We start from the raw sequence: 26,771 nt of genomic DNA on the forward strand, positions 1-26,771 counted from the left end.
GACAGTGCTCAAGCCACTTTGAATACATGTTTAAGGTACGCCACGAAGTTCTCATCGCGGCACTGGGTCTTGCCTGGGCTGTCACTGATCTTGGCCACCGGCGCGCCGTTGCAGGCCGTCATCTTGATCACCATGTTCATTGGCTTGACGCCGGGGATATCGCAGGTCAGGTTGGTGCCGATGCCAAAACTCACATTGATGCGCCCGTGCAAGGCGCGGTACAGCCCAAGCGTCTTGGCGAAATCCAGCCCGTCGGAAAATATCAGCGTCTTGCTTTGCGGGTCGATGCCCAATCTCTGGTAGTGGGCGATGGCCTTTTCGGCCCAGGCCAGCGGGTCGCCCGAGTCGTGGCGCAAGCCATCGAACAGCTTGGCGAAGTACAGGTCGAAATCGCCCATGAACGCGTCCATGGTGATGCAGTCGGTCAGCGCGATGCCCAGCAGCCCACGGTATTCGCGCACCCAGCACTCAAGCGCGGCAGCCTGGCTGTCGACCAGGCGCGGGCCGAGTTGCTGGTGGGCCATGAACCATTCGTGGGCCATGGTACCGATGGGCTTGAGCTCGTATTCGCGGGCCAGGTGCACGTTGCTGGTGCCGACGAAGCGCCCCGGGAAATCGCGTTTGAGGGTATGTACCACGGTTTCCTGTACACGGTACGAGAAGCGCCGCCGGGTACCGAAATCAGCCAGCTGCAAGCCCGCCAGCTCATCGGCACTGGCATGGGCCTTGAGCCAGTCCAGTTTCTGGTACAGCCGCTCGCCCACCTGTTCCATCACCACTTCGCGATAGCGGTAGCGGTTGCGTACCTCGCTGATGATCGCCAGCAGCGGGATCTCGTAGAGAATTACATGCAGCCACGGCCCGCGCACGCGGATCGCCAGTTGCCCGGCGTCATCCAGGCCGACCTGGACATAGCGCAGGTTGAAGCGGAACAGGCTGAGGAAGCGGATGAAGTCCGGCTTGATGAACGGGATTTTCTCCAGATACGCCAGTTGGTCGTGGGTGACTGTGACGTCTGCCAGTTGCTCCACCTGATAGCGAATTTCAGCCAGGTAAGGCGAGAGGTCCTCGCCGTTACGGCAGCGAAACTCCCATTCCACTTCGGCGTTGGGGTAGTTGTGCAGCACCGCCTGCATCATGGTGATCTTGTAGAAGTCGGTGTCCAGCAGGTTCTGGACGATGCGTGGGCCGAAAACGCTTTCGCTCATGGGCGGTCTTCCTTGATCAGAGAGAGCTGGTGGTCGAGCGCGGCCTCGTCGCCGCAGAGGATGACGCCCTCGGCTGCCAGTGCGCCGCACGCGCTGATGGCGCCTTCCTGGGTCAGGGCGCGGCAGGCAGGCAAGTACAGGAGTACCTGGAAGCCCGCCTGGCGCAGCTGCCGGGCGGTGGTCTTGACGCAGTAGTCCAGGGTCAGGCCACCGACGATCACCGCGCCCACCTGCTGCACCTTGAGGTATTCGATGACGCCCGTGGAGCGGCGCTCGGCCAGGTCGTGGTAGCAAGCACCGTAAGGGTGCAGGTCGGGTTCGACGCCTTTCCACACGAAGTAGTCGTAATCGATGGGGGCGGGCAGGCCTGGCAGCAGTTCGAAGCCGGGCGTGCCCGGCACGCAGTGGCTGACCCAGGTCAGGTCGGCATTGGCCAGCGTCAGCGGTTGCAGCATTTGCCCAGGTTCTGTGACCACCCACGCGGCATTGGCCGGGTGCGCGTCCTTGCTGCCCAGGCGCAGGTCGGCGCGCAGGGCCATGGTGTTGAGGTCGGCGGCGATTTCATTGCCTTCGGGCACCGGCAATTCCTGTGGGGCATTGGCGGTGAAGCCGTTTTGCGCGTCGACATCGAAACTGGCGATTTTCATGGGGCTCTCCTCGCTGGGCTGGTTATATAATTCACCTGGTGATATAAGTGTGTCAAGCACACGTCCTGCAGTTATCGATGCTTGCCCCAGTTAAGCGCTCTGGTGGAATATTGCGTCATTGAGCAGTGGAGCCTTTTAGTGAGTACAGCCGAAGTCCTGGCCAGCGTCGATATCGTCGCGCTGCGCCTGGCCCCCGAAGCCCAGCATCTGCAAGTGTTGTTGCATCGCCGCGAGCGCGAGCCCCATGCCGCTCAGTGGGCTCTGCCCGGCGTGCTCGTCAATGGCCGCACCCCGGACACCAGCCTGGAGGCCGCCGCCGAGCGCGCGCTGGGCGAGAAGGCCCGGGTGCTGCCGCGTTACCTGGAGCAGGTAGGCACCGAAGGCAATGCCTTCCGCGACCCGCGCGGTTGGTCGTTGAGCACCTATTACCTGGCCTTGCTTGACCCTCGGCAGCAGGTCGAAGGTGACCAGTTGGCCTTTTTTGACCTGGACAGTGTGTTGGGCCGCAAGGTGCTGCTGCCGTTCGATCACAACCTGCTGGTGGAGCGCGCCCGCGAACGGTTGGCGAGCAAGACGGTGTACAGCAGCCTGCCGCTGAACCTGCTGGCCGAGAAGTTCACGGTGCTCGATGCATTGGGGGCGGTGCAGGCGTGCCTGGGCCAGGCCGTGAACAACACCTCGCTGCGCAAGCGCCTGGAGCGCCTGCGTGAGCTGGGTTGGGTGCGCGATACAGGGGAGAAGAATCAGCCGCGGCTCGGCAGGCCGCAGCAGTTGTATCAATATACGCCGCAGGGAGATCGGCCGTTCATGTTCGACCGGAGCTTACTGCCGGAAGGTGCTTGATCGCTCAAACTGTTCCGCGATTGTCACCTCCCCTAACCTATGGTGGGTGGGGAGGAGTGACCTGATAAAACTGCCAGTGGGCAGCTTGTTGGACTTTGGAGTAGCTTACAAACTTTGCACAATTTGGTGCCAAAGTGAACGACCTTGATCGAAAACAGACGCCGGCACCGGATGGCGGCGAGACTTGCAAGATAACCTACTCGCCTTATGGCTCTTGCGCTATTGTCCAACGGGCGCCGATGATAGGGTTCGTTGGGCAGAAGCTTGATCCCGCGAGCGGTTTCTATCCGTTGGGGGATGGCCATCGATGGTATGCACCTCCAATCAGAAGATTCACCAGCCCTGACGCCTTGAGCCCATTTGGCGTGGGAGGGCTGAATGCCTATGCCTATTGCGCAGGGGATCCTGTCAACTACATCGATCCGGACGGTCGGAACCGTTACGGCCCCTGGGCAGCGGCACGCCTGGAAAGGCACCAACGAGACGTAGTGACGCTCAAGGCTGCAAAGTTTCCGCAAAGCCTGCGGCCTCAGCTTGAGCACCTCAGGCAACAGGTAAAAAAAGGATTTGTCGACAGTAACCCGCACACAGAGGTCCATGTGGCAACGCTGTACAAGCGATCAGACCCGCACAATGCCTACGGCCGATGGAATTTGCACTACAAGGGGAGTAACGACTCGTTTTCGCTCGAATTCATGTTCGGCAATCCCATTGAGTTTTTACCATCGGGCAGGTATCAGCTCACTAAAAATGTATATATGAGTGCGATGAATAATGTCGAGTTAAAAAAAGGACTTCCGAACTATAGGTCCTATCGCGTACGCGCAGAAGATCTGGAAAGTTTTGCACTGCCGGCCAGTCAGCATGTCAGAGCACCCCTCCCTTTCACGCAGTACGTGAAGTACGCCCACAAGCGCAAGCATCCAATTTCAGACTCCCCAGAGGTGCCTGCTCGACGACATTTAACTGCCAGAAGTGGCTTTTAGCTAACTGTTCGCACGAGGGATGATTCGTTACACCTGCTTTATATGGCTTTAGAGCGGTGTTCAAAACCCTGATGCCGGATTTTCTGAGCCAATGCTGTGACATTAGGGGCGGCGCCCTGAGCTGTCACAACCGCCCGTTTCCAGGCGATTGTCATTGCGCCAGGCCCTGGCGCATCTGCCTGATCAGCTTGCGGCCGCGAGCTTGGCGCTGGTCTGGCGACGGCGATAGGCACTGTCGCGGCTCGCCAGCCACCAGTACAGCGGCGAAGTGATCAGCAGGCCCACCAGCCAGGACAGGTCGGCACCGTTGATGTGCTCGGAGATCGGCCCCACGTACAGCGGCGTGTTCATGAACGGAATCTGCACCACGATACCCACTGCATAGGCGGTCAGCGCCTGCGGGTTGTAGCGCCCGTAGATACCGCCATCGACCTTGAAGATCGACTGGATGTCGTAGTCGCCCTTGTGAATCACGTAGAAGTCGATCAGGTTGATCGCGGTCCACGGCACCAGCACCACCAGCAACACCAGCACCATGTCGACGAAGTGGCCGATGAAGTCCGCCGAGGCGAACACCGCCACCACGCAGCAGGCCGCCAGCACGATCAGCGACAGTACCGCACGGCTCTTGGCTGTGGGGATCCAGCGGTAGGCGAAGGTCTGGATCAGGGTGATGATCGACAGCACTGCGCCATAGAGGTTGAGGGCGTTGTGGCTGATCACGCTGAGCAGGAAAAGCACCAGCATGATCGGGCCGAGGGTGCCGGTGGCGAGTTTGACCGCGTCCATGGTGTCCATGCCGGCGGGGATCGCCAGCACCGCCACGGCGCCAAAGATGAACGACAGGCTCGAGCCCAGTGCCGACCCAAGGTAGGTGGTCCAGAAGGTCGATGAGACCTTCACGTCAGCCGGCAGGTAACGCGAATAGTCCGACACGTAGGGAGCAAAGGCGATCTGCCACAGCGCCGCCAGCGACACGGTGGCCAGCCAGCCGGCCAAGTTGAAGCCCCCGCGGGTGAGGAAATCGTCGCTCTGCACGTGGGTGAAGATGTAGCCGAAACCGATCACGATGCCGATGCCCAGTACCCAGGTGCCGATGCGGTTGAGCACGTGGATGAAGCGATAGCCGATGATGCCGATGATCCCCGAGCCCAGCGCGCCGATGACGATACCTACCGGTACCGGCACGCTGTCTACCACGCCATGCAGCGATTTGCCGGCCAGGACGATGTTGGAGGCGAAAAAGCCGATGTACATCACGCCGGCGATCACCACCACGAGGAGTGCCCCGAGCGAGCCGAACTGGGCGCGGCTCTGGATCATCTGCGGGATGCCCATTTGCGGGCCCTGGGCCGAGTGCAGCGCCATCAGCACTCCGCCGACCAGGTGGCCAACCAGAATGGCGACGATGCCCCACAGCAGGTTCAGGTGAAACAGCTGCACGCCGAGCGCGCCGGTGACGATGGGCAGCGGCGCGATGTTGCCGCCGAACCACAGCGTGAACAGATCCCTTACCTTTCCATGGCGGTCTTGCGGGGGCACGTAGCCGATCGTGTGTTTTTCTATGAGGGGTGCCGAATTGGCTGCACTGGTCATGACTGACTCCAAGGCAAGGTTGGGCATCGGGTGCTGCCCGGGTGCGTGCCGGCGAAGGGCGACGCGTTCTTGTTGGAGCGATGATGCGGGGTGCGGGGGGAAGGAGAAATTAGTAAATATGTGCCCATAAACCTTAAAAAACCTAAGGCTGACAAAAGGTTAAGGGGCGAGTGGTAGCAAGGAGCGGGCCACCGGGCTGGGAGGCCCGGGTTTGGCCGGTTTGAGCAGGTATGCGTTCAAACGGGTGTGCGGTGTTGGTGCGAGCTGCCCGATTGAAGTGCATTAAGTTACATCGACAGCATCCAGTTCTGAATCAGGCAGAGGGGGAGTAATTAACGGCCAATCCCTGGGAACGAACTGTTTATTGCACATCTCTTATCATCAGATGGATGGCAATATGCCCGGGACTTCCCAGACATGAAACCGCTTCAACGACACGAAACCCCCAATCCGCTACCACACTTCCTGCTCAATGGCGGTGCCATCGGCACACTGCTGCAGACGATGGACTGGAGCGACTCGCCGCTCGGCCCGCCTGAAGCATGGTCGCCCCACTTGCAGGCGGTGATGGCCACATTACTGCCGGCCCAGGCGCAGTTCGTGCTGTTCTGGGGTGAGGCCTTTGCTGCGCTTTACAATGACGCCTATGCGCCGACCATTGGCAGCAAGCATCCCCACGCACTGGGGCGTCCAGGCAAGGAGTACTGGCGCGAACTGTGGCATGACCTCGAGCCGTTGCTGCGCGGTGTGCGTGAGACTGGCCAGACCTTCGCGGCTAAGGATCGCCCCTTTTATATAGAACGCCACGGATTGGGCGAGACGGTGTACTTCGATGTGTCTTATTCCGCGGTGCGTGAGGCCGATGGTACTGTCGGCGGCGTGTTGTGCCTGGTCACCGAGACCACCGAGCGGGTGCGCCTCCAGCAGAACCAGGCGTTCTTGCTGGAGTTGGGCCGCACGTTGCCCGGGCTGGGCGAAGCAGACCGCATCGAAGCCTATGTGGTGAGCCGCCTGGCCGAGCACCTGGGGGCGGCGCAAGTCTGTTTTGGCGAAGATCAGGGCGATGGCGCAGGTTTCAAGGTCGCGCACGATTGGGCTGAGGGCGTGCCATCGCTCGTCGGCCAACACCACTATGCGACTTACGGCGCATCGCTGCATGAGCAGTTGGCGGCAGGGCAGGTGGTGCAGCAAGCGCATGACAGCGCAACGTCACCCCTGAGCGGCCTATGTTCCACGCTGCATGTACCGGTGCTGCGTGGCGGTCGCCTGGAGGCCATGCTTGGCGTGCACTTTCATAGCCCGCGCCAGTGCCTTGAAGAGGAATGCCAGTTGGTGGCGGAAACCGCCAAGCAAGGCTGGGCGGCCATTACCCATGCCCGCGCAGAACGCGCCCTGCACCTGCTCAACGACAGCCTGGAGGAGCGCGTCACGGCGGCACTCGCCCAGCGTGAGGCTGCGATGCTGCAGTTGCACGAAGCGCACAAGCTGGAAATGATCGGGCAGTTGACTGGCGGCATCGCCCATGACTTGAACAACATGCTCACGCCTATCATCGCCTCTTTCGAGCTGCTGCGCCGGCAGCCGCACTCCGAACGTGCCCCGCGCCTGATCGACGGGGGGCTGCAGGCTGCCGAGCGTGCGCGCAATCTGGTCGGGCGGTTGCTCAGCTTTGCCCGCCGACAAACGCTCAAGCCACAGGCCGTGTCGTTGGCCGCTCTGGTAGAGGACATGCACGAGCTGCTGGCCCGATCACTGGGGCCGACAGTTGCCGTGCAGGTACAGATTGACCCAGCCCTGCCTGCAGTCCTCGTAGACCCCCATCAACTGGAACTGGCGCTGCTCAACCTTGCGGTCAACGCCCGCGACGCCATGGGCGACGGTGGCACCTTGAGGATCTGCGCAGGGCTTGAGGCCGACGGGCCCCCAAGGCCTGCGGGCCTCACTGAAGGGACGCTGGTGTGGCTGCAGGTTCGCGACAGTGGCAGTGGCATGGACGAAGATCAGTTGCGCCGCTGCGTCGAACCGTTCTATTCCACCAAAGGCGTGGGAAAGGGCACTGGTCTTGGCCTGCCGATGGTCCAGGGGCTGGCCGTACAGTCTGGTGGCGGCTTCCAGATACGCTCGCAGCAAGGGGAGGGTACCGTTGCCACGTTATGGCTGCCGAGCAGCGATGTGGCTGCGGTGTGTCGTGACAGTGAAATGGCCGAGGTGCCGCTTGCCGACGGTGCACTTCGGGTGCTGCTGGTGGACGACGAGGAGATCGTGCGCCATGCCACAGCGCTGCAGTTGCGTGAACTGGGTTATCAGGTGACCGAAGCCGCCAGTGCCGCTGCAGCGTTGCAGCTGGTGGAGAAGGGCTGGTGGCCGGATGTTCTGGTGACCGATCATGTCATGGCTGATATGACCGGGGTGCGGTTCGCTCAACGGATGCGCGAGCGTCAGGCTGACCTGCCAGTGCTGATCATTACCGGCTACGCCAACCTGACACCGCGCGAACTCAAGGGCTTCGAGGTGTTGCGCAAGCCGTACCGGCGCGCAGAACTGGCGCAGAGTGTGGCGCGCTTGCTTACCGGCAAGCCTTGACAGCCATCAGGGCCCCAGCACCTTCCCAAGCAGCAGGCATACCTGCTCTGCCGAATAGGGCTTTGCCAGGAATGTGAACCCCTCATGGCCGCCTTCGGCAATCGCGTCGCTGTAGCCGGAGGTGAGGATCACAGGCAATTGCGGGCGCTGGCGGCGTAGCTCGCGGGCCAGGGCCAAGCCGCCCATGCCGGGCATCATCACATCGGAAAATACCGCATCGAAATCTTCCGCCGCGCCGTCCAATTCCCTCAAGGCCTCTTCCGCAGAGTTCACCCAGCTGATCCGGTAGCCGTGGTCTTCGAGGATCTGTGCGGTGAAAGTGCCCAGGTCCGGGTCGTCCTCCACCACCAATATTCTTCGCCGCGCGCCACTCACCAGCGGTTGGCTGGCCTCTGCGGCCGCATTGGCCTGCTCGGCAGGCTGTTCCACTTGTGGCAGGTACAGCGTAAAGGTCGTCCCTTGGCCCTGGATGCTGGCTACCTCTACATCGCCCCCTGATTGCTTGGCGAAGCCGAACACCTGCGACAGTCCAAGCCCTGTGCCTTCGCCGGGCGCCTTGGTGGTGAAGAACGGGTCGAAGATACGGTCGAGCAACTCGGCGGCGATGCCGACACCGCTGTCCACCACCGAGATGGCGGCAAACGGCCCTGGGTGCTCTTGATGATCGCGCAGGCCAGACATGCTTTGGTTGGGCAGCAGGCGCAGGTGCAAGGTGCCTTCGCCAGCCATGGCATCACGGCCGTTGAGCATCAGGTTGATCACTGCGGTTTCCAGTTGGCTGAGGTCGGCGCGGATGTGGCATGGCGTCGATGGCAACTCCAGTTTTACCTGGACCCGCGCGCCCGTAGCGGCATCAAGCATGTCGGCCATGGCCTGCAGGCGCGATCCGGCTTCGAGTACTTGGGGGCTCAATGCCTGACGACGGGCGAAGGCCAGCAGCTGGCCGGTCAGCTTGGCGCCGCGGTCGACCGTGTCGGTCATGGTCTTGAGATAGCGTTCGCGACGGCTTTCGTCGAGGTTCGGCCGCTGCAGGAAGTGCAGTGACGAGCGAATGATCGTCAGCAGATTGTTGAAGTCATGGGCCACGCCACCGGTCAGTTGGCCGATGGCTTCGAGCTTCTGTGCCTGTCGCAGTACCGCTTCGGTATGCAACAGCTGAGCGGTGCGTTCTTCGACCCGGTGTTCCAGGCTGGCGTTGAGCGATTCCAGTGCGGCCAGCGCCTCGCGCACTTCGGCATGGGCCTGGACCCGCTGAATATGCGCCCAGCAACGTTCCGTCACTTCTCCGATCAGCGCCTGCTCGTAAGGCGACCACCGCCGTGGCGCCTTGTCGTGGATGGCCATCAGCGCGGTGAGTCTGCCTGCCTTGATCAATGGCATGCAGATGGTTGCGGTAATGCCAATGGCCTGAAAGGTGGCGGCTTCCTCACTGGGCAGTTCGCTCAGGTTGTCGGTTATAACCAGCGGCAGGCCATTGCGCAGCCGGCTGACCGCCAGGCGGCCAAAGTCGCCCAGGCGGTAGTGGCCCACCAACCGTGGCGAGCCGGGTGCTACAGAGTCGCCGCAGATGGTGAAGCCATCTTGGTCTGCATCCATCACGGCGTACGCACAGCTGGACAGCTGCAGGTGCTCCACCAGCATGCCGGTGGTGATGGTCATTACCCGGTCCGAGTCGGTGGCATTGGCCACCGCCCGGCCCAGGTCGTCCAGAAACGCCAGCCGCTGGTTGGTGACCACGCTGGCGGTCGTTTCGGTGACTGTGTCGAGCATGCCCACCACTTCGCCGTTCTGGTCGCGGATAGGGCTGTAGCAAAAGGTGAAGTAAGCGCACTCCGGGCCGCCGTTGCGGTCGATGGTCAGCGGGAAGTCCTCGATATAGACGGCTTCACCGCCCAAGGCGCGTTCGGCCATGGCCTCGATGTCGGCCCAGGCTTCCTGCCATACTTCGCGAAACGGCTTGCCCAACGCTTGCGGTTTTTTGCCAAGAATTGGCAGAAATGCGTCGTTGTGCAGGGTGAGCAGGTCTTGCCCCCAGAGAATTGCCTGAGGAAAGCGCGAGGCCAGGCACAGGGCCACGGTGGTCTTGAGTACGTCAGGCCAGGTCTCGATCGGGCCCAGGGAGGTGGTGCTCCAGTCGTGATTGCGAATGCGTTCGGCCATCAGCCCGCCGCCGTCCAGCCATTTAGCCATGTGTGCTCTGCCCATCCTTCTGCCGGGGATGATAAGGGTGCACCGAGAATAGCGGATTGGCGAGGGCTTTATGCAGCCTGCACCGGTGATGAGGCCGCAGCAGGCTCAACGAATGAAGTGCACCTTGCCGGTGTCGTCATTGCCCATGTAGATCCCGTACACCCCAGCCTGCCGCTCGAGGATGTAACGCTCGAGAATCTGCCGTATCGCCGGGTAGTAGATCTCTTCCCAAGGGATCTGGTCGGGTTCGAAGAATGTGTAGGCCAGCGTCTCGGGCCCGTACTGCCCGGTCTCCTCGGTGGCGATCGCGCGAAAGATGATGTACACCTCGCTGATTTTCGGCACGCTGAAGATCGAGTAGGGCGAGACGATTTCGGCACGCACGCCGCTTTCCTCCCACACCTCGCGCAGCGCTGCCTGCTCGGTGGTTTCGCCAGCCTCCATGAACCCGGCCGGCAATGTCCAGGTGCCTGGGCGGGGCGGGATCGCCCGCTGGCACAGCAGGTACTTGCCATCGCGCTCGATGATGCAGCCAGCGATGATCTTCGGGTTGACGTAGTGGACATAGCCGCACCCGGTACAGCGCAGGCGCTCGTGAGTGTCGCCGTCGGGAACGCCCCGGGCCAGTTCTGTGGTGCAGTGCGGGCAGTAGCGCGGGGCGTTGGGCATGGTCAGCGGCCTATGCGGGGTTCTATACGAGGTTCCTTGAGGGCCAAAGGCTCGACCATGTCGCGCACCTTGGTGTTGTCGTCCTGCTTCTGGCGCAGGTAGTCCAGCGCCACCTTGGCGGCGGCCCGCACATGATCGACCGAGGCCTGGTGGGCGACCAGCGGGTCGCCACTCTTGATGGCGTCGACGATTTTTTCCATTTCAAGGTTGCTGGCGCCACGGCGGTTTTGCTGCGACACCGAGGTGGCGCGCAGGTAGCTGATGCGGGCCTGCAGCTGGCGCAGCTGTTGCGCTGCGACCTGGTTGCCGGAGCCTTCGAGCAGCACTTCGTAAAAGCCTTGCACCGAGTCCAGCACCTGTTGCAACTCGCCTTCCTCGAGAGCCTCGCGGTTGACCTCCAGCGCCCGCTCCAGGGCCCGGATGTCCTTGGCTTTGGCATTGAGGGTGAACAACTGCACGATCAGGCCTTCGAGTACACAGCGCAGCTCGTAGATATCGCGGGCGTCTTCCAGGGTGATGATGGCCACGCGTGGGCCCTTGGCATCGGCGAATTCCACCAGGCCTTCGGACTCCAGGTGGCGCAGGGCTTCACGCACCGAGGTACGGCTGACGCCGAGGCGGTCGCAGAGGTCGCGCTCGACCAGGCGATCGCCCGGGAGCAGGTGGAAATTCATGATCGCGCCGCGCAGTTTGTCGAGCACGATTTCACGCAGTGTTACGGGGTTGCGGTTGACCTTGAAGCTGTCGTCGAGTGGCTGGCGTTTCATCAGGTGCGCTCTTTATGAGGCTGTTTCGCCAACATCGCGGAACACCCCGAACCGAGGTGCTCCCTGCAGTGGTTCGAACAGCCCGTTGTTAACGGGTTGACTCCGCATCGGCTTCGGCGAACGCCTCGCGGGCCAGGCGGAAACTGTCCACCGCCGCGGGCACGCCGCAATAAATGCCGACCTGGAGCAGGATCTCGCGAATCTGTTCACGGCTCAGGCCATTACGCAAGGCGCCGCGAATATGCAGCTTGAGCTCGTGGGGCCGGTTGAGCGCGGAAATCATGGCCAAGTTTATCATGCTGCGCTCTTTGAGCGACAAGCCATCGCGGCCCCAGACATGGCCCCAGCAGTACTCGGTAACCAGCTCCTGCAAAGGCTTGGTGAAGTCGTCGGCGTTCTGGATCGAGCGGTTGACGTAGTCCTCGCCCAGCACCTGCGTACGGATCTGCAGGCCTTTTTCGTACTTTTCGTTGCTCATTGCCTAGCTCCGAATCAAAAGAGGGGCCGCAACCAAGGGTGAGAGGGTCGCGCGGCCCCTGAAAAAGAAGTATCGGGGCCGCTTTGCGGCCCAATCGCCGGCAAGCCGGCTCCCACAGGTACAGCACAGGCTTTCATCACAGTGGAGATCCTGTGGGAGCCGGCTTGCCGGCGATCGGGCTGCGCAGCAGCCCCAAGGGCATCAGCCCAGCGGGGGCAGGGCGCCCAGTTTGCCTCTGTGATAGACCATCGGGGTCACCGGGTCGCTGGGCAGCACCAGGTTCTTCACCGCGCCGACGATGATCGCGTGATCGCCGCCATCATACTCGCGCCACAGCTCGCACTCGATGATTGCCGTGGCCTTGGCCAGCAGCGGGTTGCCCAGCTCGCTCAGGTGCCACTCGATGCCCTTGGCCTTGTCCTTGCCCTTGCCGGCGAAGGCGTAGGCCTCGGCGGTCTGCTCGGCGGACAGCAGGTGGATCGCGAACTGCTTGCTGTCACGCAGAATCGGGTAAGTGTCAGAGGCGTAGTTGGGGCAGAACAACACCAGCGCCGGGTCGATCGACAGCGCACTGAACGCACTGGCGGTGATGCCGACAATGGCGCCGTCGGCGTCCAGGGTGGTGACCACCGTGACCCCTGACGGAAAGGAGCCCATCACGTCTTTGTAGATGCCTGGTTCGATCATCGTGTATTACCTCTTAGCGCATCACAAACGGGTCGGGCATCGGCGCGGTGGACAGGTTGATCCACACGGTCTTCAGCTCGGTATAAGCCAGCACCGAATCGATGCCGCTTTCACGGCCGTAGCCGCTGTTCTTGAAGCCGCCGATCGGTGCCATGGCCGACACTGCGCGGTATGTGTTGACCCAGATGATCCCCGAACGCACGTCACGGGCCAGGCGGTGGGCACGGCCCAGGTCGCGGGTCCAGATGCCGGCAGCGAGGCCGAACTGCGAGTCGTTGGCAATGGCCAGGGCCTGTTCCTCGGTCTTGAAGCGGATGACCGCAGCGACCGGGCCGAACACTTCTTCCTGCATGATGGTCATCGAGTTGCTGTCGCACTCGAACAGCGTCGGCTCGTAGTACCAGCCTTCGCCCTCGACTTCGGCACGCTTGCCACCCATGTGCAACTTGGCGCCTTCAGCCTTGGCCGCAGCAACCAGGCTTTCGACCACGGCCAACTGCTGGGCGGTGGCCATCGGGCCCATTTCGCTGGTGTCGTCCTGAGGGTTACCGATGCGGATGCGCTTGGCCCGCTCGATCAGGCGGGCGACGAACTCGTCGAAGATCTCGTCCTGCACCAGCAGGCGCGAACCTGCCACGCAGCTTTGCCCGGAGGCGGCATAGATGCCGGCCACAGCACCGTTGATGGCACTGTCCAGATCGGCGTCGGCGAAAATGATGTTCGGTGACTTGCCGCCCAGCTCCAGCGACAGTTTGGCGAAGTTCTCGGCACTGCTGCGCACCACGTGGCGAGCGGTGGCGGCGCCGCCGGTGAAGGCGATCTTGCGCACCAGCGGGTGGCGCGTCAGCGCAGCGCCGGTGCTTGGGCCGTAGCCGGTGACCACGTTGACCACGCCCGGCGGGAAGCCTGCTTCCAGCGCCAGGCGGGCCAGCTCGAGGATGGTCGCCGAGGCATGCTCGGAAGGCTTGAGCACGATGGTGTTGCCGGCGGCCAGCGCTGGCGCCAGTTTGATCGCGGTGAGGTACAGCGGGCTGTTCCACGGGATGATCCCGGCTACCACGCCGATCGGTTCGTGCACGGTGTAGGCGAACAGGTCCGGCTTGTCCAGCGGCAGGGTGCCGCCTTCGAGTTTGTCGGCCAGGCCCGCGGTGTAATGGAAGAACTCCGGCAGGTAACCGACCTGGCCACGGGTTTCGCGGATCAGCTTACCGTTGTCACGGCTTTCCAGCTGAGCCAAATGTTCTTTGTTCTCGGCAATCAGGTCACCCAGCTTGCGCAGCAGTTTGCCCCGCGCAGTGGCGGTGATGCTGCGCCAGGCTTTGCTGTCGAACGCACGCTGGGCGGCCTGGACCGCCAACTCCACATCGGCCTCATCAGCGTCGGGCAGTTGCGCCCAGGCCTGGGCGGTGGCTGGGTTGAGGCTGTCGAAGGTCTTGCCGCTCTGGGCATCGAGCCATTGGCCGTCGATACACATCTGGAAACGAACGAGGGTCATGCAACAATCCCCTTGGCGGATTCGGTGAGGGTGCGGGCTTGGCTGAGGAAATCCAGAAGCATCTTGTTGACTTCACGGGGGGCCTCCACCGGCATCATATGCCGTTGTTCGGCGAGGACCACACTTTGCGCGCCAGGAATGCTGGCAGCGAGCTGGCGGGTCATGGCCGGGGTGGAGCCCGAGTCGAGTTCGCCGGTGGCGATCAGTGTCGGCACCTGAATGCTGCCCAGGTCAGTGGCGCGGTACATGTCCTGTGTGGCGAACAGCGAATAAGTGGTGTGGTAGCCCTGCGGGTCGTTGCTCGCCAGTACCTGGCGAATCGCGGCGACCTGCGCCGGGTTGGCTGCCTTGTATTCCCGACTGAACCAGCGGTCGAGCGCGGCGTCGACGTTGGCATCGGGGCCTTGTTGGGCAGCTTGGGCTGCGCGTGCGATGACGCCAGCGCTCTGCTCCGGGGTGCGGTTGAACACGCTGTTGAGTACCACCAGCGCAGACAAGCGCTGTGGGTAGTTCAGGGCAAAGGCGCGTGCGACCAGGCCGCCCATGGAGAAGCCGATCACGGTCGCCTGGGCGATCTGCAGGTGGTCGAGCAGTTCCGCCAGCTGGGCAGCGTAGCCTTCCAGGCCGGTGTCGGCGGCAGGCAGTGCGCTCTGGCCATGGCCGAGCATGTCGTAGGCAATGACGCGGTAGTCGTTGGCAAGGCCCACGAACTGCCCGCCCCACATTTCCTTGTTCAGGCCCACGCCGTGGATCAGCACCACGGGTTGGCCCTGGCCTTGGGCCAGGTAACTGGTCCCGGCCGGTGTACGTTCAGCGACAGGCTGAATCATGGAGGGCGCTCCTTGAAGGTCGGGCGCGGCGGGTAAGCACGCCACGCCCCGGCCCGTCTTGGTTGTTGTTATTGAGCGTTGGCTTTTTCGGCAGCCAGTTCTTCCAGGTCGATATAACGGTTGCCGATGCGCGGGTGCAGGCGGCCGCCGTCGGCAGCGCCCAGTACCACGACGATTTCGTCGGCACGCGGGGCGTCTTCGATCTGCATTTCCAGGGTGATGTAGTGCGAGCGCAGGCCTTCGTCGTCCTTCTGCATCATCGGGATCTGGATCGAGGTGCCCGGGCCGCCGCGCTTGTTGGTGAAGCTCAGGTAGCTCTTGGCTTGTACGGCTTCGCGGTAATGGTTGCCGAAGCGCAGGGTGTGGATCACCGCCGAAGCGTGCTCGATCTCGCCATCGGTGCCGACCACGGCAGCTTTACCGTAGGCTTCGATCTTGTCGGCGCCACCGATGGCAGCTGTCAGGCGCTCGACCATCAGCGCACCCAGCTCGGAGCAGTTGGCGCGGATTTCCGGCTTGAGGTCTTCAACGAAGCCGCGGCCGGCCCATGGGTTCTTGATCACCACGGCCAGGCCGACCATGGTCACCGGCTTGTCGGTGGCCTTGCCGCCTTCGATGCGGGTCTCTTCGGAGTAGGTGACGATCTTGCGGATTTCGAAACTCATGAGGGGCTCCTGGTGAGGGTTATCAGTTCTTGTTGTCTGATGGTATACCATAATATTTGTTGTGCAAGAGGCCGCTGGAAATTTCTCTGATGAGAAGACGAAAGGCAGCGTGAGCCGGCTCCAAGCTCCAAGCTCCAAGCTCGCGGACGAGCACGTACGCCCTTGCTTGCAGCTAAAAAAACGCCCGCTCGCGAGGGCCAACACGGCCGCCGGGAGCGGGCTGATCCCGCAACGTTTTCAGGCAATGGGAATTCAGGCGAACGCCGGCACCACTTCCTTGATGAACAGCTCGAGCGACTTCTTCTTCTCGGCGTGGGGCAGGCTGTTGTCGCACCAGAAGCTGAACTCGTCGACGCCAAGTTCCTGGTAGTACTTGATGCGCGCGATGATTTCTTCTGGTGTACCGATCATGGTGTTCTTGCGGATGTTCTCCAGCGCGAAGGCCGGCACCTCGGCGAACTTCGACTCTGGGCTTGGTTCCAGGAAGCCGTTGACCGGGACCGTCTTGTTGCCAAACCAGGCATCGAAGGTACGGTAGAAGCGCGAAATGGCCTGGGCGCCGATTTTCCAGCCATCGGGCTCCGACGGGCTGTGCACATGGGTGTGGCGCAGCACCATCAGTTGCGGGCGCGGTACCTCGGGGTTGTTGTCCAGTGCAGCCTGGAACTTGTTTTTCAGGTCCAGTACTTCTTCATCACCCTTCATCAACGGGGTGACCATGACGTTGCAGCCGTTTTTCACCGCAAAGTTGTGTGAGTCCGGGTCGCGCGCAGCGATCCACATCGGCGGCATGCCCTGCTGCACCGGCTTGGGCACACTGGTGGAGGTGGGGAAATTGTAGACTTCGCCTTCGTGGGCGTAGTCGCCTTCCCACAGCTTGCGTACCGCCGGGACCATTTCGCGCAGGGCCTTGCCGCCGTCGGTGGCTGGCATGCCATTGGCCATGCGGTCGAACTCGAACTGGTAGGCGCCACGGGCCAGGCCCACTTCCATGCGGCCGTTGCTGATCACGTCGAGCAGGGCGCATTCACCGGCCACGCGGATCGGGTTCCAGAACGGCGCAATGATGGTGCCGGCGCCCAGGCGGATCTTCTCGGTACGCGCAGCCAGATAGGCCAGCAGCGGCATCGGGCTTGGCGAAATGGTGTATTCCATGGCGTGGTGTTCGCCGATCCACACGGTGCTGAAACCGCCGTTCTCGGCCATCAGGGTCAGTTCGGTAAGGTCTTCGAACAGCTGGCGGTGGCTGACCTGTTCATCCCAACGTTCCATGTGTACGAACAACGAAAATTTCATGGGGCATTCCTCGCAGCTTGAAAGTCTCGCCTGGCGTGCCAGGCGTCAGTAATAACGTTAGGCGTCTCAGGCGAAGGCGGGCAGGCTGGCCATTTTGCCGCGGCAGTAGACCATCGGCCGTGGGGCCTGCTCGGGAACGATCAGGTTGTGCACCTTGCCGACCATTATCGCGTGGTCGCCACCTTCATATTCACGCCACAACTCGCATTCGATCACCGCAGTGGCCCCCGCCAGCACCGGGTTGCCCAGTTCACTCAGGGTCCACTCGATACCGGCGGCCTTGTCCTTGCCTTTTTTGGCGAAGGCGTAGGCTTCAGCCTGCTGTTCACCAGAGAGCAGGTGAATGGCAAAGCGCTTGTTCTTGATCAGCACAGGGTAGGAATCGGAACTGTAGTTGGGGCAGAACAGCACCAGCGGCGGGTCCATCGACAGGGAAGAAAAGGCGCTGGCGGTAAGGCCGACGATCGAGCCGTCGTCGTCCAGGGTGGTGATGACGGTGACGCCTGAGGGGAAGGAGCCCAAGACGTTCTTGTAAACGGTTGCGTCGATCATGGCGTGTACCTCGAAGGGGGTAGCGGTGGGCCGCTTTTTATCGTTGATGTGTCTGATGGTATACCGTAATACTCGTTTTGCAAGCGGAATTTTTAGTGCTGTAAAAAACATGATGAATGGCTCAAGGCCGCATGAAATGGGGCTTTGCTGAAATAATCAGGGCGTGGCCTCGGCTGCTGAACCGGATCAGTAAGGGTTTTTAAAACCGAATCAGTGTTGTCAAAAGCTTGGAATACCATAATATGGTCCGCAGCTGAGAGGCCGCCTAGACGCGGTTTCCTTACAAAGATAAAAACGACCTTTCGAGCTGAAAACCATGTCCCAACCGTCATCGCAACACCAGTTTGTCGAGAATCACACGGTCGATTACGTTCCACCTGCCGAGCGCCATGGGAAGGCGCGCGACCTGTTCACCCTCTGGTTCAGTACCAACATCGCGCCACTGCCTATCGTCACCGGCGCCATGGTGGTCCAGGTATTTAACCTGAACCTGCTGTGGGGCCTGATCGCCATCGTGCTGGGCCATCTGATCGGGGGCGTGGTCATCGCCCTGGCCTCTGCACAGGGACCGCAACTGGGCATCCCACAGATGGTGCAGAGCCGCGGCCAGTTCGGCCGGTACGGTGCCCTGCTGATCGTGTTCTTCACGGCGTTGATCTATGTTGGTTTCTTCATTTCCAACATCGTGCTGGCAGGCAAGTCGATCCACGGCATTGCCCCAAGCGTGCCGATGCCCACGGCGATCGTCATCGGGGCCCTGAGCGCGACGGCGATCGGTGTTATCGGCTACCGCTTCATTCATAGCCTGAACCGCATTGGCACCTGGGTGATGGGGTCGGCATTGCTGGCCGGTTTCATCATGATGTTTACCCAGGAACTGCCGGCCGACTTCTTCAGCCGAGGCGCGTTCAACCTGTCGGGCTTCATCGCCACCGTGTCGCTGGGGACCATCTGGCAGATCAGTTTCTCGCCGTACACCTCCGACTACTCGCGTTACCTGCCCAAGGAAGTCGGTATTGCCAAGCCGTTCTGGGCCACGTACTTCGGCGCCACCCTGGGCACCATCCTGTGCTTCAGCTTTGGTGCGGTGGCGGTGCTGTGCGTGCCCCAAGGCACCGACGCGATGGATGCGGTCAAGCAGGCCACCGGCTGGCTGGGCCCGATCCTGATGGTGCTGTTCCTGCTCAACATCATCAGCCACAACGCCCTCAACCTGTACGGTGCGGTGCTGTCGATCGTCACCGCCATCCAGACCTTCTTCGCCCAATGGACGCCCAGCATCAAGGTGCGGGTAATGCTGGCTGCAGTGATCCTGGTGGCGTGCGGGATGGTTGCGCTGAATGCCTCGGCGGACTTCATCGGCCACTTCATCGGGCTGATCCTGGCACTGTTGCTGGTGCTGGTGCCGTGGGCTTCGATCAACCTGATCGACTTTTACCTGATCAAGAAGGGCGAGTACGACATCGCCTCGATCTTCCGCGCTGATGGTGGGATTTACGGGCGCTTCAACCCCCACGCGATCATTGCCTATGCGTGCGGGATTCTGGTGCAGTTGCCGTTTGCCAACACGTCGCTTTATGTAGGGCCCTATTCGAACATTGTCGAGGGCGCGGACTTGTCCTGGCTGTTCGGCTTGATCGTGACGGTGCCGTTGTATTACTGCCTGGCTACGCGGGGCAAGGCCGAGAAGGTTGTGCGGGCTGTCAGCGCCAAGGGGTAGGTGCCCGGGGGCTGCGTTGCAGCCCTTTCGCGACACAAAAGCTCAAACGTTTGCGTAGGAGCGGCCTTGTGTCGCGAAAGGGCCGCAACGCGGCCCCAGCAGTTTCAGCTCAGACTTTGAACTGCGCGACCATGCCGTTCAAATCAACCGCCAGGCGCGACAAATCCTGCGCCGCCGCACTGGTCTGGTTGGCGCCCGCCGAGGTCTGCATCGCCAGGTCGCGGATGTTGACCAGGTTGCGGTCCACCTCCCGCGCCACTTGTGCCTGTTCTTCCGAAGCACTGGCGATCACCAGGTTGCGCTGGTTGATCGAAGCGATCGCCTCGGCAATCACTTCCAGCGCCTGCCCGGCACCCTGTGCCACTTCCAGCGTACCGGTGGCACGCCCCTGGCTGCTGTGCATGGCCGTCACCGCACGCTCGGTACCGTTCTGAATCCCCGCGATCATCTGTTCGATTTCTGCGGTGGACTGCTGGGTGCGGTGGGCAAGTGCACGTACTTCATCGGCGACCACGGCAAAACCACGGCCCGCTTCACCGGCACGTGCGGCTTCGATGGCAGCGTTGAGGGCCAGCAGGTTGGTCTGGCCGGCAATCGCGCCAATCACATCGAGCACGCGGCTGATCTCGTTGGCATTGCTGGCCAACTGCTCGATTTCGGCAGAGGTGCCGGTGACGTCATCGACCAGGTGCTGGATAGAGGCGAGCGCCTGGTTGACCTGATCGCGGCCATCGCGCGTGGTGCGGTCGGCGCCCTGGGACGCATCTGCAGTGCTCACCGCGTTGTTCGCCACTTCTTCTACGGCGGCGGTCATCTGGTTGACGGCCGTGGCCGCCTGGTCGATCTCCGCGCTCTGTTGGTGCAGGCCACGGCTGGTATCTTCGGTAACCGTGTGCAGCTCTTCCGAAGCCGAGGCCAGCTGGTCGGACGAGGCCGCAATCTTGCGAATGGTATCGCGCAGGCTTGCCTGCATGCCGCTCAGGGCGCGCAGCAGCAAGGCTGGTTCATCGCGGCCGGTAATCGTGATGTCCTGGGTCAGGTCGCCGGTGGCAACACGCTCGGCCACGGCCACGGCATCTGCCAACGGCACGACGATGCTACGGGTAAGCACGGTGGCAATGGCCACCAAGGCGATCATGATCACCAGCAGTGAGCCGACAATGGCTGCGAAGGCTTCATCGGCCACGTCACTGCTGCGCTGTGAGGCCTGTTCGGCCCCGTTGCTGTTGTAGGTGATCAACGCCGACAGGGCTTTCATCATGGTGTCGGCGTACTGGGTGAGCGGCCCGCTGATCTGCTGCTTGGCTCCGGCCATGCGGCCGGCGGCAATGTCTTTGAGTACCTGCGACTGCAGGCCGAAGTACTGTTGATGGGCCGCGATCAATGCGTTGAACAGGGCACGGTCATCGGCGGCGATGATGGTGGCTTCATAGTCTTTCAGGCCGTTGTTGAGTTGCTCATTGATGCGTTTGAACAACTCGATGTTGCGCATGCGCTCGCTGTGGCTGTCATCCAGCGCGGCGCGCAGGGTGATAGCGCGGGCGCGGCCGAGGTTGGTACTGATGTCACCGAGGGCGACCACGGCAGGCATCCAGGTGACGCGGATTTCGTCCGTGGCCTCGTCCATCTGCCGGGTTTCGTAAAGTGCGATAAGGCCCATGACCAGGACCAGGGCGCCCAACAGGGCAAATACGCTGGCAGCGCGAATGCCGATCTTCATATTCCGTAACTGCATGGAATGTTCCTTGACGGTGGTGCGCAATCAAGCAATGGGCACACCCCCGGTTCAACGGGGCGATGCCAAGCGCTCAATGTGCTGCAATATAGTTATGTGCCTCACCTCTGATTATTGTTTTTCAGAATAGTGCCATATTGCCATCATTATTGACCAGACATTCAATGCAGCGTCATCTGCTGACAAATCCGTCATTTATTGACGGATCTGTCAGGAAGTTACGTCAAACGATCGGAATCAATGGGTCGGCGGCCGCCAGGGCCAAGGCACGGTCAGCGGCTGGCGGGTAGATCCATACGCTGTTGATCTGGCGCTTGAGGGCCTTGCCTTCCTGGCCCTGCAATTTAAGTTCGCGCTCCCAGCCTTCACTGAACGCCGCGCCCCAGCCGCCCAAGTCCAGGCAGGTGACGTACTTGGGTTGGCGATACACCACCGGCTGTTCGCCGAGCAGGTCGGCCATGGCATTGTTGCCTGCGTAGCGGCCCATGGGGATGGCGTGCTGGCAGGTCATCAGCGCATGGTTGCCCAGTTCGTCGACGGCTGCCCAGGCGGTGTCACCCGTGGCGTAGATGTGTGCCTGGCCAACCACCTTGAGGTGGTCGTCTACCTTCAGACGGCCGAAGGTGTCGCGCTCGCCCGCTACCTGGGTGGTCAGCGGGCTTGCCTTGACGCCCACGGTCCAGATTATGGTCTTGCTGGCGATATACTCGCCGTTGTCCAAGGTGACGCCACCGGCATCGACGGCAACCACCGAGGTGCCGGCCAACCACTCGACGCCCGCCTGTTCGCAAGCCGCGACAATCGACGGCGTGATGCCCTTACCCAACGCGGCGCCAACCTGGGCACCTCGATCAACCACCAGCACGCGCACCGCAGCGTCACCGAGTACGGCATGCAGGCGGGCAGGCATTTCAGTAGCGGTCTCGATGCCCGTGAAACCACCGCCGCAAACCACCACGGTGTTGCGTGCCGGTGAGGCGGGCAGGGCGGCCAGGCCCGCCAGGTGCTGCTCGAGACGCACGGCCGACTCCATCTGGTCGACGTCAAAGGTGTGTTCGGCCACGCCTGCTATCGCCGGGCGTGCCACCTGGCTGCCGGCTGCCAGGATCAGGCGGTCATAGGCGATCTGCTGGGGCAGGCCGCTTGCGTCGGTGTAGCTCACGCTGCGCCCTTGGGCGTCGATGGTCTGCACATGGCCTGCGAGGAACTGCACACCCACGGCTTCGAACAGCTCACCCACTGGCGCCTTCATGCCATGCACGTCGGCTTCGTAGAAGCGTGGCCGGATACGCAGTTCAGGCTGGGGCGCCAGCACGCTGATGCTCAGGTCGTCGCGCCGGGCCTGGTCGAGCAGGCGGGCGGCGCTCAAAGCGCTCCATACACCGGCAAAGCCGGCACCGATGATCAAAACGTTAGATTTCATGAGGATGCTCCGTGGGTAAGGGGGGCTTCGACGGGTGTGTGTCTGTGCGAAACAACTACGACTGTATTGATCGTAGTTCTATCGTGCAACTCTTTTTTCCAGCCGAGCCTTGGCCGAGAAGCCGATCTGAGCGCTGAAAGACTTATGAATAAAGGGTTGGATAGGTATTCTCAGGGAGCACGGCTAGCGACCAATGGCATTTCATGGCTTTGCCATTGCACGCCGGTAAGCGTAATATTGGCGACAAGTTTGGTCGGAGATTTATATGTCGCTCTACAGTGCTGGCGTTGAATACGGCATCCATTGCCTGCTGTACCTGGTGGACGAGCGCGGTGACACACGCGAGTCGAGTGTTCGCGACCTGGCGCAGTTGCAGGGGGTGCCGCAGGAATACCTGGCCAAGGTATTCACCAAATTGGCCCGGGCCAAACTGGTGGCAGCAACCGAAGGCGTGCGGGGGGGCTTTCGACTGGCCCGGCCGTCGGACGAGATCACTGTGCTGGACATCGTCAATGCCATTGACGGGCCGAAGAAGATCTTCGACTGCCGCGAGATCCGCGAGCGTTGCACGCTGTTCGAAGGCTCACCGCCGGGTTGGGCCACCGAGGGCACCTGTGCGATCCATGCAGTAATGCTGGGGGCGCAAAAGCGGATGGAAGAGGCCCTGGCGCAGCAGACTATCCTCGACCTGGCACGGCGCTTCGGGCGCAAGGCACCGGCGCAGTTCGGCCAGCAGGTCAGTGACTGGATTGGGGAGCGGCGCGATGGCAAGGGTGGGGGAGATATTCCGGTGAGTCAGGTCTAGCTCAAGTGCTTGTTCAGGCCTGATCGCGGGGGCGCCCGCGATCAGGCCCCACGGTCAATGCACCGTCTTGCGTTGCCTCACACAGGCGCGGGCCTGCTCCGTCAGCTCATCCAGCCACTCATCGCGCTGCTGCTCGGCTTCGATCATCGCATCTTCACCCTGCTGATTGAGCAGGTAGGTATGAATCTGGTGCACTTCAGTGGCCTGGTAAATCGGCGCGATATCCAGGCGGCCGATCAGCGCGCCGCTGGCTTGGCCGGTGCTGCTCATCAACACTTGCGGCCCACTGGCGGCCACCACCTGCATGCCCCTCGCTTCGAACCATGGCACCTGGTTGGCAAAGGCGTTCAGTTCGACGCTGGCAAAGCGTGCCTGCACATCGGCCAGCAAGGCGCGGCCGATACCTTGACGGCGATGCCCGGGCACCACGGCGAGAAAGGCCAGTGCACAGGCCTGCGCATTGTCCTGGGCCGGTAATGTAAGGGCGAAACCGAGCATCTGGTCCGGCGCTTCGGCGTCCAGTGCCAGGGTCAGCTCCACTGCAAGGCCGCGAGTACCGTCCATGGCCTGCAGGTACTGATGCACCTCCATGCCGACGCCGTATTGGTACAGAGGGTACAACGGGTTGTCGGCACGAATGGCGACGCTGCTCAGTTCGCCGACATGGTGGATCACCAGCTCACGGATCTGGTTCTGGAAGGATTCGGGCGGCACGCTGTCGAGGCGGCTCAGAATGAACATCGGTGGACGGGCTCCGGCGGCTGTTGTATCGCCCCGCACCGGTTGATGCGGGGCGCACAGTCTACCCCTTTTTACCTGTCAGCCGTGTGCCTGCGGTGCTGCGACCATCAGCTCGAGGTTTTGCACCGCCGCGCCCGAAGCGCCCTTGCCCAGGTTGTCGAATACTGCCGTGAGCAGTACCTGGCCGTGTTCGGGGTTGGCGTACAGGGCCAGGCGCAGGTCGTTGCTGTCGTTCAATGCTTCAGGATCCAGCGGCGAGGCCGCCCCCTGCTGGTGCAGTGGGGACACCATCACGTGGCGTGCGCCCTGGTAGTGCCGTTCAAGGCATGCCTGCAATTGCTCGGCGCGGATCTGGCCTGGCAGCAGGCGCAATTGCAGCGGGATGCTCAGGACGATGCCCTGACGATAGGCCGCATAACCAGGCAGGAACATCGGCCGGGCTGCCAGGCCGGCATGCAGCTGGATTTCCGGTACATGCTTGTGCGCCAGCTCCAGGCCGTACATCTGCAGGGTGGGCGCCCGCTGCGCCCCGGGCTGCTCATGGCGCTCGACCGCCGCACGGCCACCGCCGGAATAGCCGGAGATGGCATGGATGCTCAGCGGGTAGTCGGCGGGCAACAGGCCAGCCTGCACCAGCGGGCGCAGCAGGGCGATGGCGCCAGTGGGGTAGCAGCCGGGGTTGCTGACCCGCTTGGCCAAAGCAATGCGCTCGGCCTGCCGCGGGTCCAGTTCAGGCAGGCCGTAGACCCAGCCGGGGGTGGTGCGATGCGCGGAGCTCGCATCGATCACCCGCACCGCCGGGTTGCGGATGGCCGCCACGGCCTCGCGCGCGGCGGCGTCGGGCAGGCAGAGCAGGGCGATGTCAGCGCTGTTGATGGCGTCGCTGCGCCGTTGCGGGTCCTTGCGTTCAGCCTCGGGCAGGGTCAGCAGTTGCAAATCGGTGCGCCCTTGCAGGCGGGCATGGATCTGCAGGCCGGTGGTGCCTTGGTCGCCGTCGATGAAGACAATAGGGGTGCGCATGGTCGGGTCCGGTCAAAAGGAAGATGGCCTATGCTCACCTGCCGTCGTGGTAAATAAAATTTGAATATCATGATGCAAACGTTCATATTTTCTGAACGAGATGTATCCTGAACCGGCCCACCCCCATGCGTGAAATCAGCCTCGATCGCCTCCGCACCCTTGTGGTCATTACCGACCTGGGGTCATTCGCCGAGGCTGCGCGCCAGCTCAACCTGGCGCCGCCTACCATCAGCCTGCACGTGGCCGAGCTCGAGGCGAGGGTCGGTGCGCCGCTGTTGACCCGCAACCGCAACCAGGTGCGCCCCACCGCCATCGGCGAAACCCTGCTGGTACGTGCCCGCCGGCTGTTGGCCGATGCCGACCTTGCCTTGGATGAAGTGCGGCGCCAGGTCGAAGGCCTGACCGGTCGGGTGCGCCTGGGCGCCTCGACCGGCGCCATCGCCCACCTGTTGCCCCAGGCATTGGAGCACTTGCGGGTGGCACATCCAGGCATCGATGTGCAGGTGCAGGTGCTGACCTCCCAGGCTTCCCTGCTGCGGCTGCGCGAAGGCGCCCTGGATATCGGCCTGGTGGCTTTGCCGCAGGTGGCGGGCAAGGGCATCAAGGTCACCGCCTGGCGGCGCGACCCGATCCTGGCCTACGTGCCGGCCGACTGGCAGCCGCCGGCCAGGGTTACACCGGCCTGGCTGGGGCAGCGAGCGCTGATTCTCAATGACAGCAGCACCCAACTGTCGCGGGTGACCGCAGAGTGGTTCGCTGCCGCCGGGTTGTATCCTGAGCCGCGGATCGAGTTGAACTACAACGATGCGATCAAGAGCCTGGTGGGTGCCGGTTATGGCGCAACCTTGCTGCCCCAGGAAGGCGAGATGGCCGAACTGGACCGGCGCATAGCGCGCCGGCCGCTGCGCCCTGGCTTGTGGCGGCAACTGGGGATTGCCTGCCGGGAAGGCGAGATCGAACGGGCGACGAGGTTCGTACTGCAGGCGCTGGAGCGGTTGCGGCAGTAAATGGCGCGGGCGAGCCCGCCGCTCAGGAACCTCGTTCTGGGGCTTATGGAGCCGGCTCGCCGGCGATCAGGCCGGTACTGGCAACCCGTTGCCTGGCCGGACAAGCCTCAGAACCAGCGGTCGTTCTTCTTGCGACCGCGGGTCAGTGCCGGCAGGATCAGCCCCGCCAGCAGGCCCGCGCCGGCAATGCTGCCGCCGTAGACCATGTAACGCATCATTACTTGTTTGTTCTCATCGCCCAGGCGCGCCTGAGCGTCGCGCAGGTTCGACTGGGTCTGATCAAGCTGTTCGTTCAATGCCTGGTTGCGTGCTTGCAGTTCGTCGACCAGCTTTTTGCGCGAGTCGAGGGTTTCCTGCATGCCCTGCACGCGGTTCTTCCAGCTGTCGTCGATGGTTTTCAGCTGCCCGGACAACTGCGCTACCTGTGCGTCAAGTTCAGGCAAGCGCTCACCCTGGCCCGGGACCGATTGCAGGTCGCTGGAGAGGATCCACACCAGGTCACCGTTCTGCCCGCGCACCTGGCTGTAGTTGCCCTGACTGCCGATGAGGGTCAGCTTCTGTCCGGATTTGAGTGTGCCGACGATGCGATGGCCGTCGGTAGGGCCGCTGCGTACATAGGTGCTCAGGCTGTCACTGACCCAGCGCGCATCGCTGGCCGGCTCTTGGGCATGCACGGGGGCGGCGAGAGCCACCAGAGCGGCGATCAGGGTGCCGCGCAGGGCAGGGAGGGCGAGGGAGGCTGGGCGGGATTCAGGCATGTTGGGTCTTCGCTGCATCAGGAAAAATAGGCCCGGTGACGCTGGAACGTTGGCTGGGCCGGCGAACCGG

At 62.4% G+C, this 26,771-nt stretch carries 24 protein-coding genes; 6 read left to right on the forward strand and 18 right to left on the reverse strand.

The window, feature by feature from the left end; all coding sequences use genetic code 11:
• Positions 1-8: 8 nt before the first annotated feature.
• Both pncB and JOE27_RS02770 read right to left on the reverse strand, forming a co-directional pair.
• The gene (pncB, locus tag JOE27_RS02765) at positions 9-1,208 is read right to left on the reverse strand and encodes a nicotinate phosphoribosyltransferase (RefSeq protein ID WP_115275062.1); all 1,200 of its coding nucleotides are present in this window, start codon (positions 1,206-1,208) and stop codon (positions 9-11) included.
• Positions 1,205-1,855 (reverse strand): isochorismatase family protein, encoded by a 651-nt coding sequence (locus JOE27_RS02770; RefSeq protein ID WP_204917794.1) that lies wholly within the window; start codon positions 1,853-1,855, stop codon positions 1,205-1,207. The genes pncB and JOE27_RS02770 overlap by 4 nt, the downstream gene beginning before the upstream one ends.
• 138 nt (positions 1,856-1,993) lie before the next feature.
• Here JOE27_RS02770 and JOE27_RS02775 point away from each other — a divergent pair, with 138 nt between their 5' ends.
• Complete coding sequence (locus JOE27_RS02775) at positions 1,994-2,698, forward strand: NUDIX hydrolase (RefSeq protein ID WP_115275061.1); 705 nt, start codon at positions 1,994-1,996, stop codon at positions 2,696-2,698.
• Between the two features lie 191 nt (positions 2,699-2,889).
• Positions 2,890-3,684, forward strand: coding sequence for an RHS repeat-associated core domain-containing protein (locus tag JOE27_RS02780; RefSeq protein ID WP_309298330.1), 795 nt, complete (start codon positions 2,890-2,892; stop codon positions 3,682-3,684).
• A gap of 183 nt (positions 3,685-3,867) precedes the next feature.
• Here the strand turns inward: JOE27_RS02780 and JOE27_RS02785 are convergent, their stop codons facing one another.
• Positions 3,868-5,280, reverse strand: coding sequence for a cytosine permease (locus JOE27_RS02785; protein ID WP_119688918.1), 1,413 nt, complete (start codon positions 5,278-5,280; stop codon positions 3,868-3,870).
• Between the two features lie 417 nt (positions 5,281-5,697).
• Between JOE27_RS02785 and JOE27_RS02790 the strand changes: the two genes are divergently transcribed.
• On the forward strand, positions 5,698-7,863 hold the full coding sequence (locus JOE27_RS02790; protein WP_204917796.1) for a response regulator: 2,166 nt from the start codon (positions 5,698-5,700) through the stop codon (positions 7,861-7,863).
• A 6-nt stretch (positions 7,864-7,869) separates the two neighbouring features.
• Here the strand turns inward: JOE27_RS02790 and JOE27_RS02795 are convergent, their stop codons facing one another.
• The 10 genes from JOE27_RS02795 to JOE27_RS02840 all read right to left on the reverse strand — a co-directional run bounded on the left by JOE27_RS02795 (position 7,870) and on the right by JOE27_RS02840 (position 17,492).
• A complete protein-coding gene (locus JOE27_RS02795; RefSeq protein WP_204917798.1) occupies positions 7,870-10,053 on the reverse strand; it encodes a response regulator in 2,184 nt (727 codons plus the stop codon).
• Positions 10,054-10,158: 105 nt separating this feature from the next.
• Entirely contained in the window at positions 10,159-10,722 is a 564-nt protein-coding gene (locus JOE27_RS02800) for an NUDIX hydrolase (protein ID WP_039603160.1), read from the reverse strand.
• A gap of 2 nt (positions 10,723-10,724) precedes the next feature.
• A complete protein-coding gene (locus JOE27_RS02805; protein WP_012314143.1) occupies positions 10,725-11,489 on the reverse strand; it encodes a GntR family transcriptional regulator in 765 nt (254 codons plus the stop codon).
• A gap of 88 nt (positions 11,490-11,577) precedes the next feature.
• On the reverse strand, positions 11,578-11,967 hold the full coding sequence (locus JOE27_RS02810; protein WP_012314144.1) for a carboxymuconolactone decarboxylase family protein: 390 nt from the start codon (positions 11,965-11,967) through the stop codon (positions 11,578-11,580).
• 201 nt (positions 11,968-12,168) lie between these two features.
• Positions 12,169-12,654 carry a flavin reductase family protein gene (locus JOE27_RS02815; protein WP_204917800.1) on the reverse strand — a complete coding sequence of 162 codons (486 nt, stop codon included), beginning with the start codon at positions 12,652-12,654 and terminating at the stop codon, positions 12,169-12,171.
• Positions 12,655-12,667: 13 nt separating this feature from the next.
• Positions 12,668-14,149 (reverse strand): aldehyde dehydrogenase, encoded by a 1,482-nt coding sequence (locus JOE27_RS02820; RefSeq protein ID WP_204917802.1) that lies wholly within the window; start codon positions 14,147-14,149, stop codon positions 12,668-12,670.
• Positions 14,146-14,979 carry an alpha/beta fold hydrolase gene (locus JOE27_RS02825; RefSeq protein WP_204917804.1) on the reverse strand — a complete coding sequence of 278 codons (834 nt, stop codon included), beginning with the start codon at positions 14,977-14,979 and terminating at the stop codon, positions 14,146-14,148. The genes JOE27_RS02820 and JOE27_RS02825 overlap by 4 nt, the downstream gene beginning before the upstream one ends.
• Before the next feature lie 68 nt (positions 14,980-15,047).
• A complete protein-coding gene (locus JOE27_RS02830) occupies positions 15,048-15,644 on the reverse strand; it encodes an amino acid synthesis family protein (protein ID WP_204917806.1) in 597 nt (198 codons plus the stop codon).
• A gap of 252 nt (positions 15,645-15,896) precedes the next feature.
• Positions 15,897-16,940, reverse strand: a complete 1,044-nt coding sequence (locus JOE27_RS02835) for an LLM class flavin-dependent oxidoreductase (RefSeq protein ID WP_204917808.1) — start codon at positions 16,938-16,940, stop codon at positions 15,897-15,899.
• A 66-nt stretch (positions 16,941-17,006) separates the two neighbouring features.
• Positions 17,007-17,492: a flavin reductase family protein gene (locus JOE27_RS02840; protein WP_012314149.1), complete on the reverse strand. Its 486-nt coding sequence runs from the start codon at positions 17,490-17,492 to the stop codon at positions 17,007-17,009.
• A 316-nt stretch (positions 17,493-17,808) separates the two neighbouring features.
• On the opposite strand from JOE27_RS02840, the gene JOE27_RS02845 reads away from it, so the two are divergent.
• Positions 17,809-19,212 carry a cytosine permease gene (locus tag JOE27_RS02845; RefSeq protein ID WP_115275055.1) on the forward strand — a complete coding sequence of 468 codons (1,404 nt, stop codon included), beginning with the start codon at positions 17,809-17,811 and terminating at the stop codon, positions 19,210-19,212.
• Between the two features lie 109 nt (positions 19,213-19,321).
• On the opposite strand, the gene JOE27_RS02850 is transcribed toward JOE27_RS02845, so the two are convergent.
• Positions 19,322-20,947 (reverse strand): methyl-accepting chemotaxis protein, encoded by a 1,626-nt coding sequence (locus tag JOE27_RS02850; protein ID WP_204917811.1) that lies wholly within the window; start codon positions 20,945-20,947, stop codon positions 19,322-19,324.
• Positions 20,948-21,170: 223 nt separating this feature from the next.
• A complete protein-coding gene (locus JOE27_RS02855) occupies positions 21,171-22,370 on the reverse strand; it encodes an NAD(P)/FAD-dependent oxidoreductase (RefSeq protein WP_115275053.1) in 1,200 nt (399 codons plus the stop codon).
• 265 nt (positions 22,371-22,635) lie between these two features.
• Here JOE27_RS02855 and JOE27_RS02860 point away from each other — a divergent pair, with 265 nt between their 5' ends.
• Entirely contained in the window at positions 22,636-23,175 is a 540-nt protein-coding gene (locus JOE27_RS02860) for an Rrf2 family transcriptional regulator (protein WP_046785462.1), read from the forward strand.
• Between the two features lie 54 nt (positions 23,176-23,229).
• On the opposite strand, the gene JOE27_RS02865 is transcribed toward JOE27_RS02860, so the two are convergent.
• Entirely contained in the window at positions 23,230-23,916 is a 687-nt protein-coding gene (locus JOE27_RS02865; protein WP_115275052.1) for a GNAT family N-acetyltransferase, read from the reverse strand.
• A 78-nt stretch (positions 23,917-23,994) separates the two neighbouring features.
• Entirely contained in the window at positions 23,995-24,936 is a 942-nt protein-coding gene (argC, locus tag JOE27_RS02870; protein ID WP_115275051.1) for an N-acetyl-gamma-glutamyl-phosphate reductase, read from the reverse strand.
• A gap of 125 nt (positions 24,937-25,061) precedes the next feature.
• On the opposite strand from argC, the gene JOE27_RS02875 reads away from it, so the two are divergent.
• Positions 25,062-25,943, forward strand: a complete 882-nt coding sequence (locus JOE27_RS02875; RefSeq protein WP_204917813.1) for a LysR family transcriptional regulator — start codon at positions 25,062-25,064, stop codon at positions 25,941-25,943.
• Between the two features lie 107 nt (positions 25,944-26,050).
• Here JOE27_RS02875 and JOE27_RS02880 read toward each other — a convergent pair whose 3' ends face one another.
• A complete protein-coding gene (locus JOE27_RS02880; protein WP_115275050.1) occupies positions 26,051-26,701 on the reverse strand; it encodes a TIGR04211 family SH3 domain-containing protein in 651 nt (216 codons plus the stop codon).
• Between the last annotated feature and the right edge of the window lie 70 nt (positions 26,702-26,771).

It is taken from the genome of Pseudomonas sp. M5 (genome assembly GCF_016907075.1).
Classification (GTDB): Bacteria; Pseudomonadota; Gammaproteobacteria; order Pseudomonadales; family Pseudomonadaceae; genus Aquipseudomonas; species Aquipseudomonas putida_E.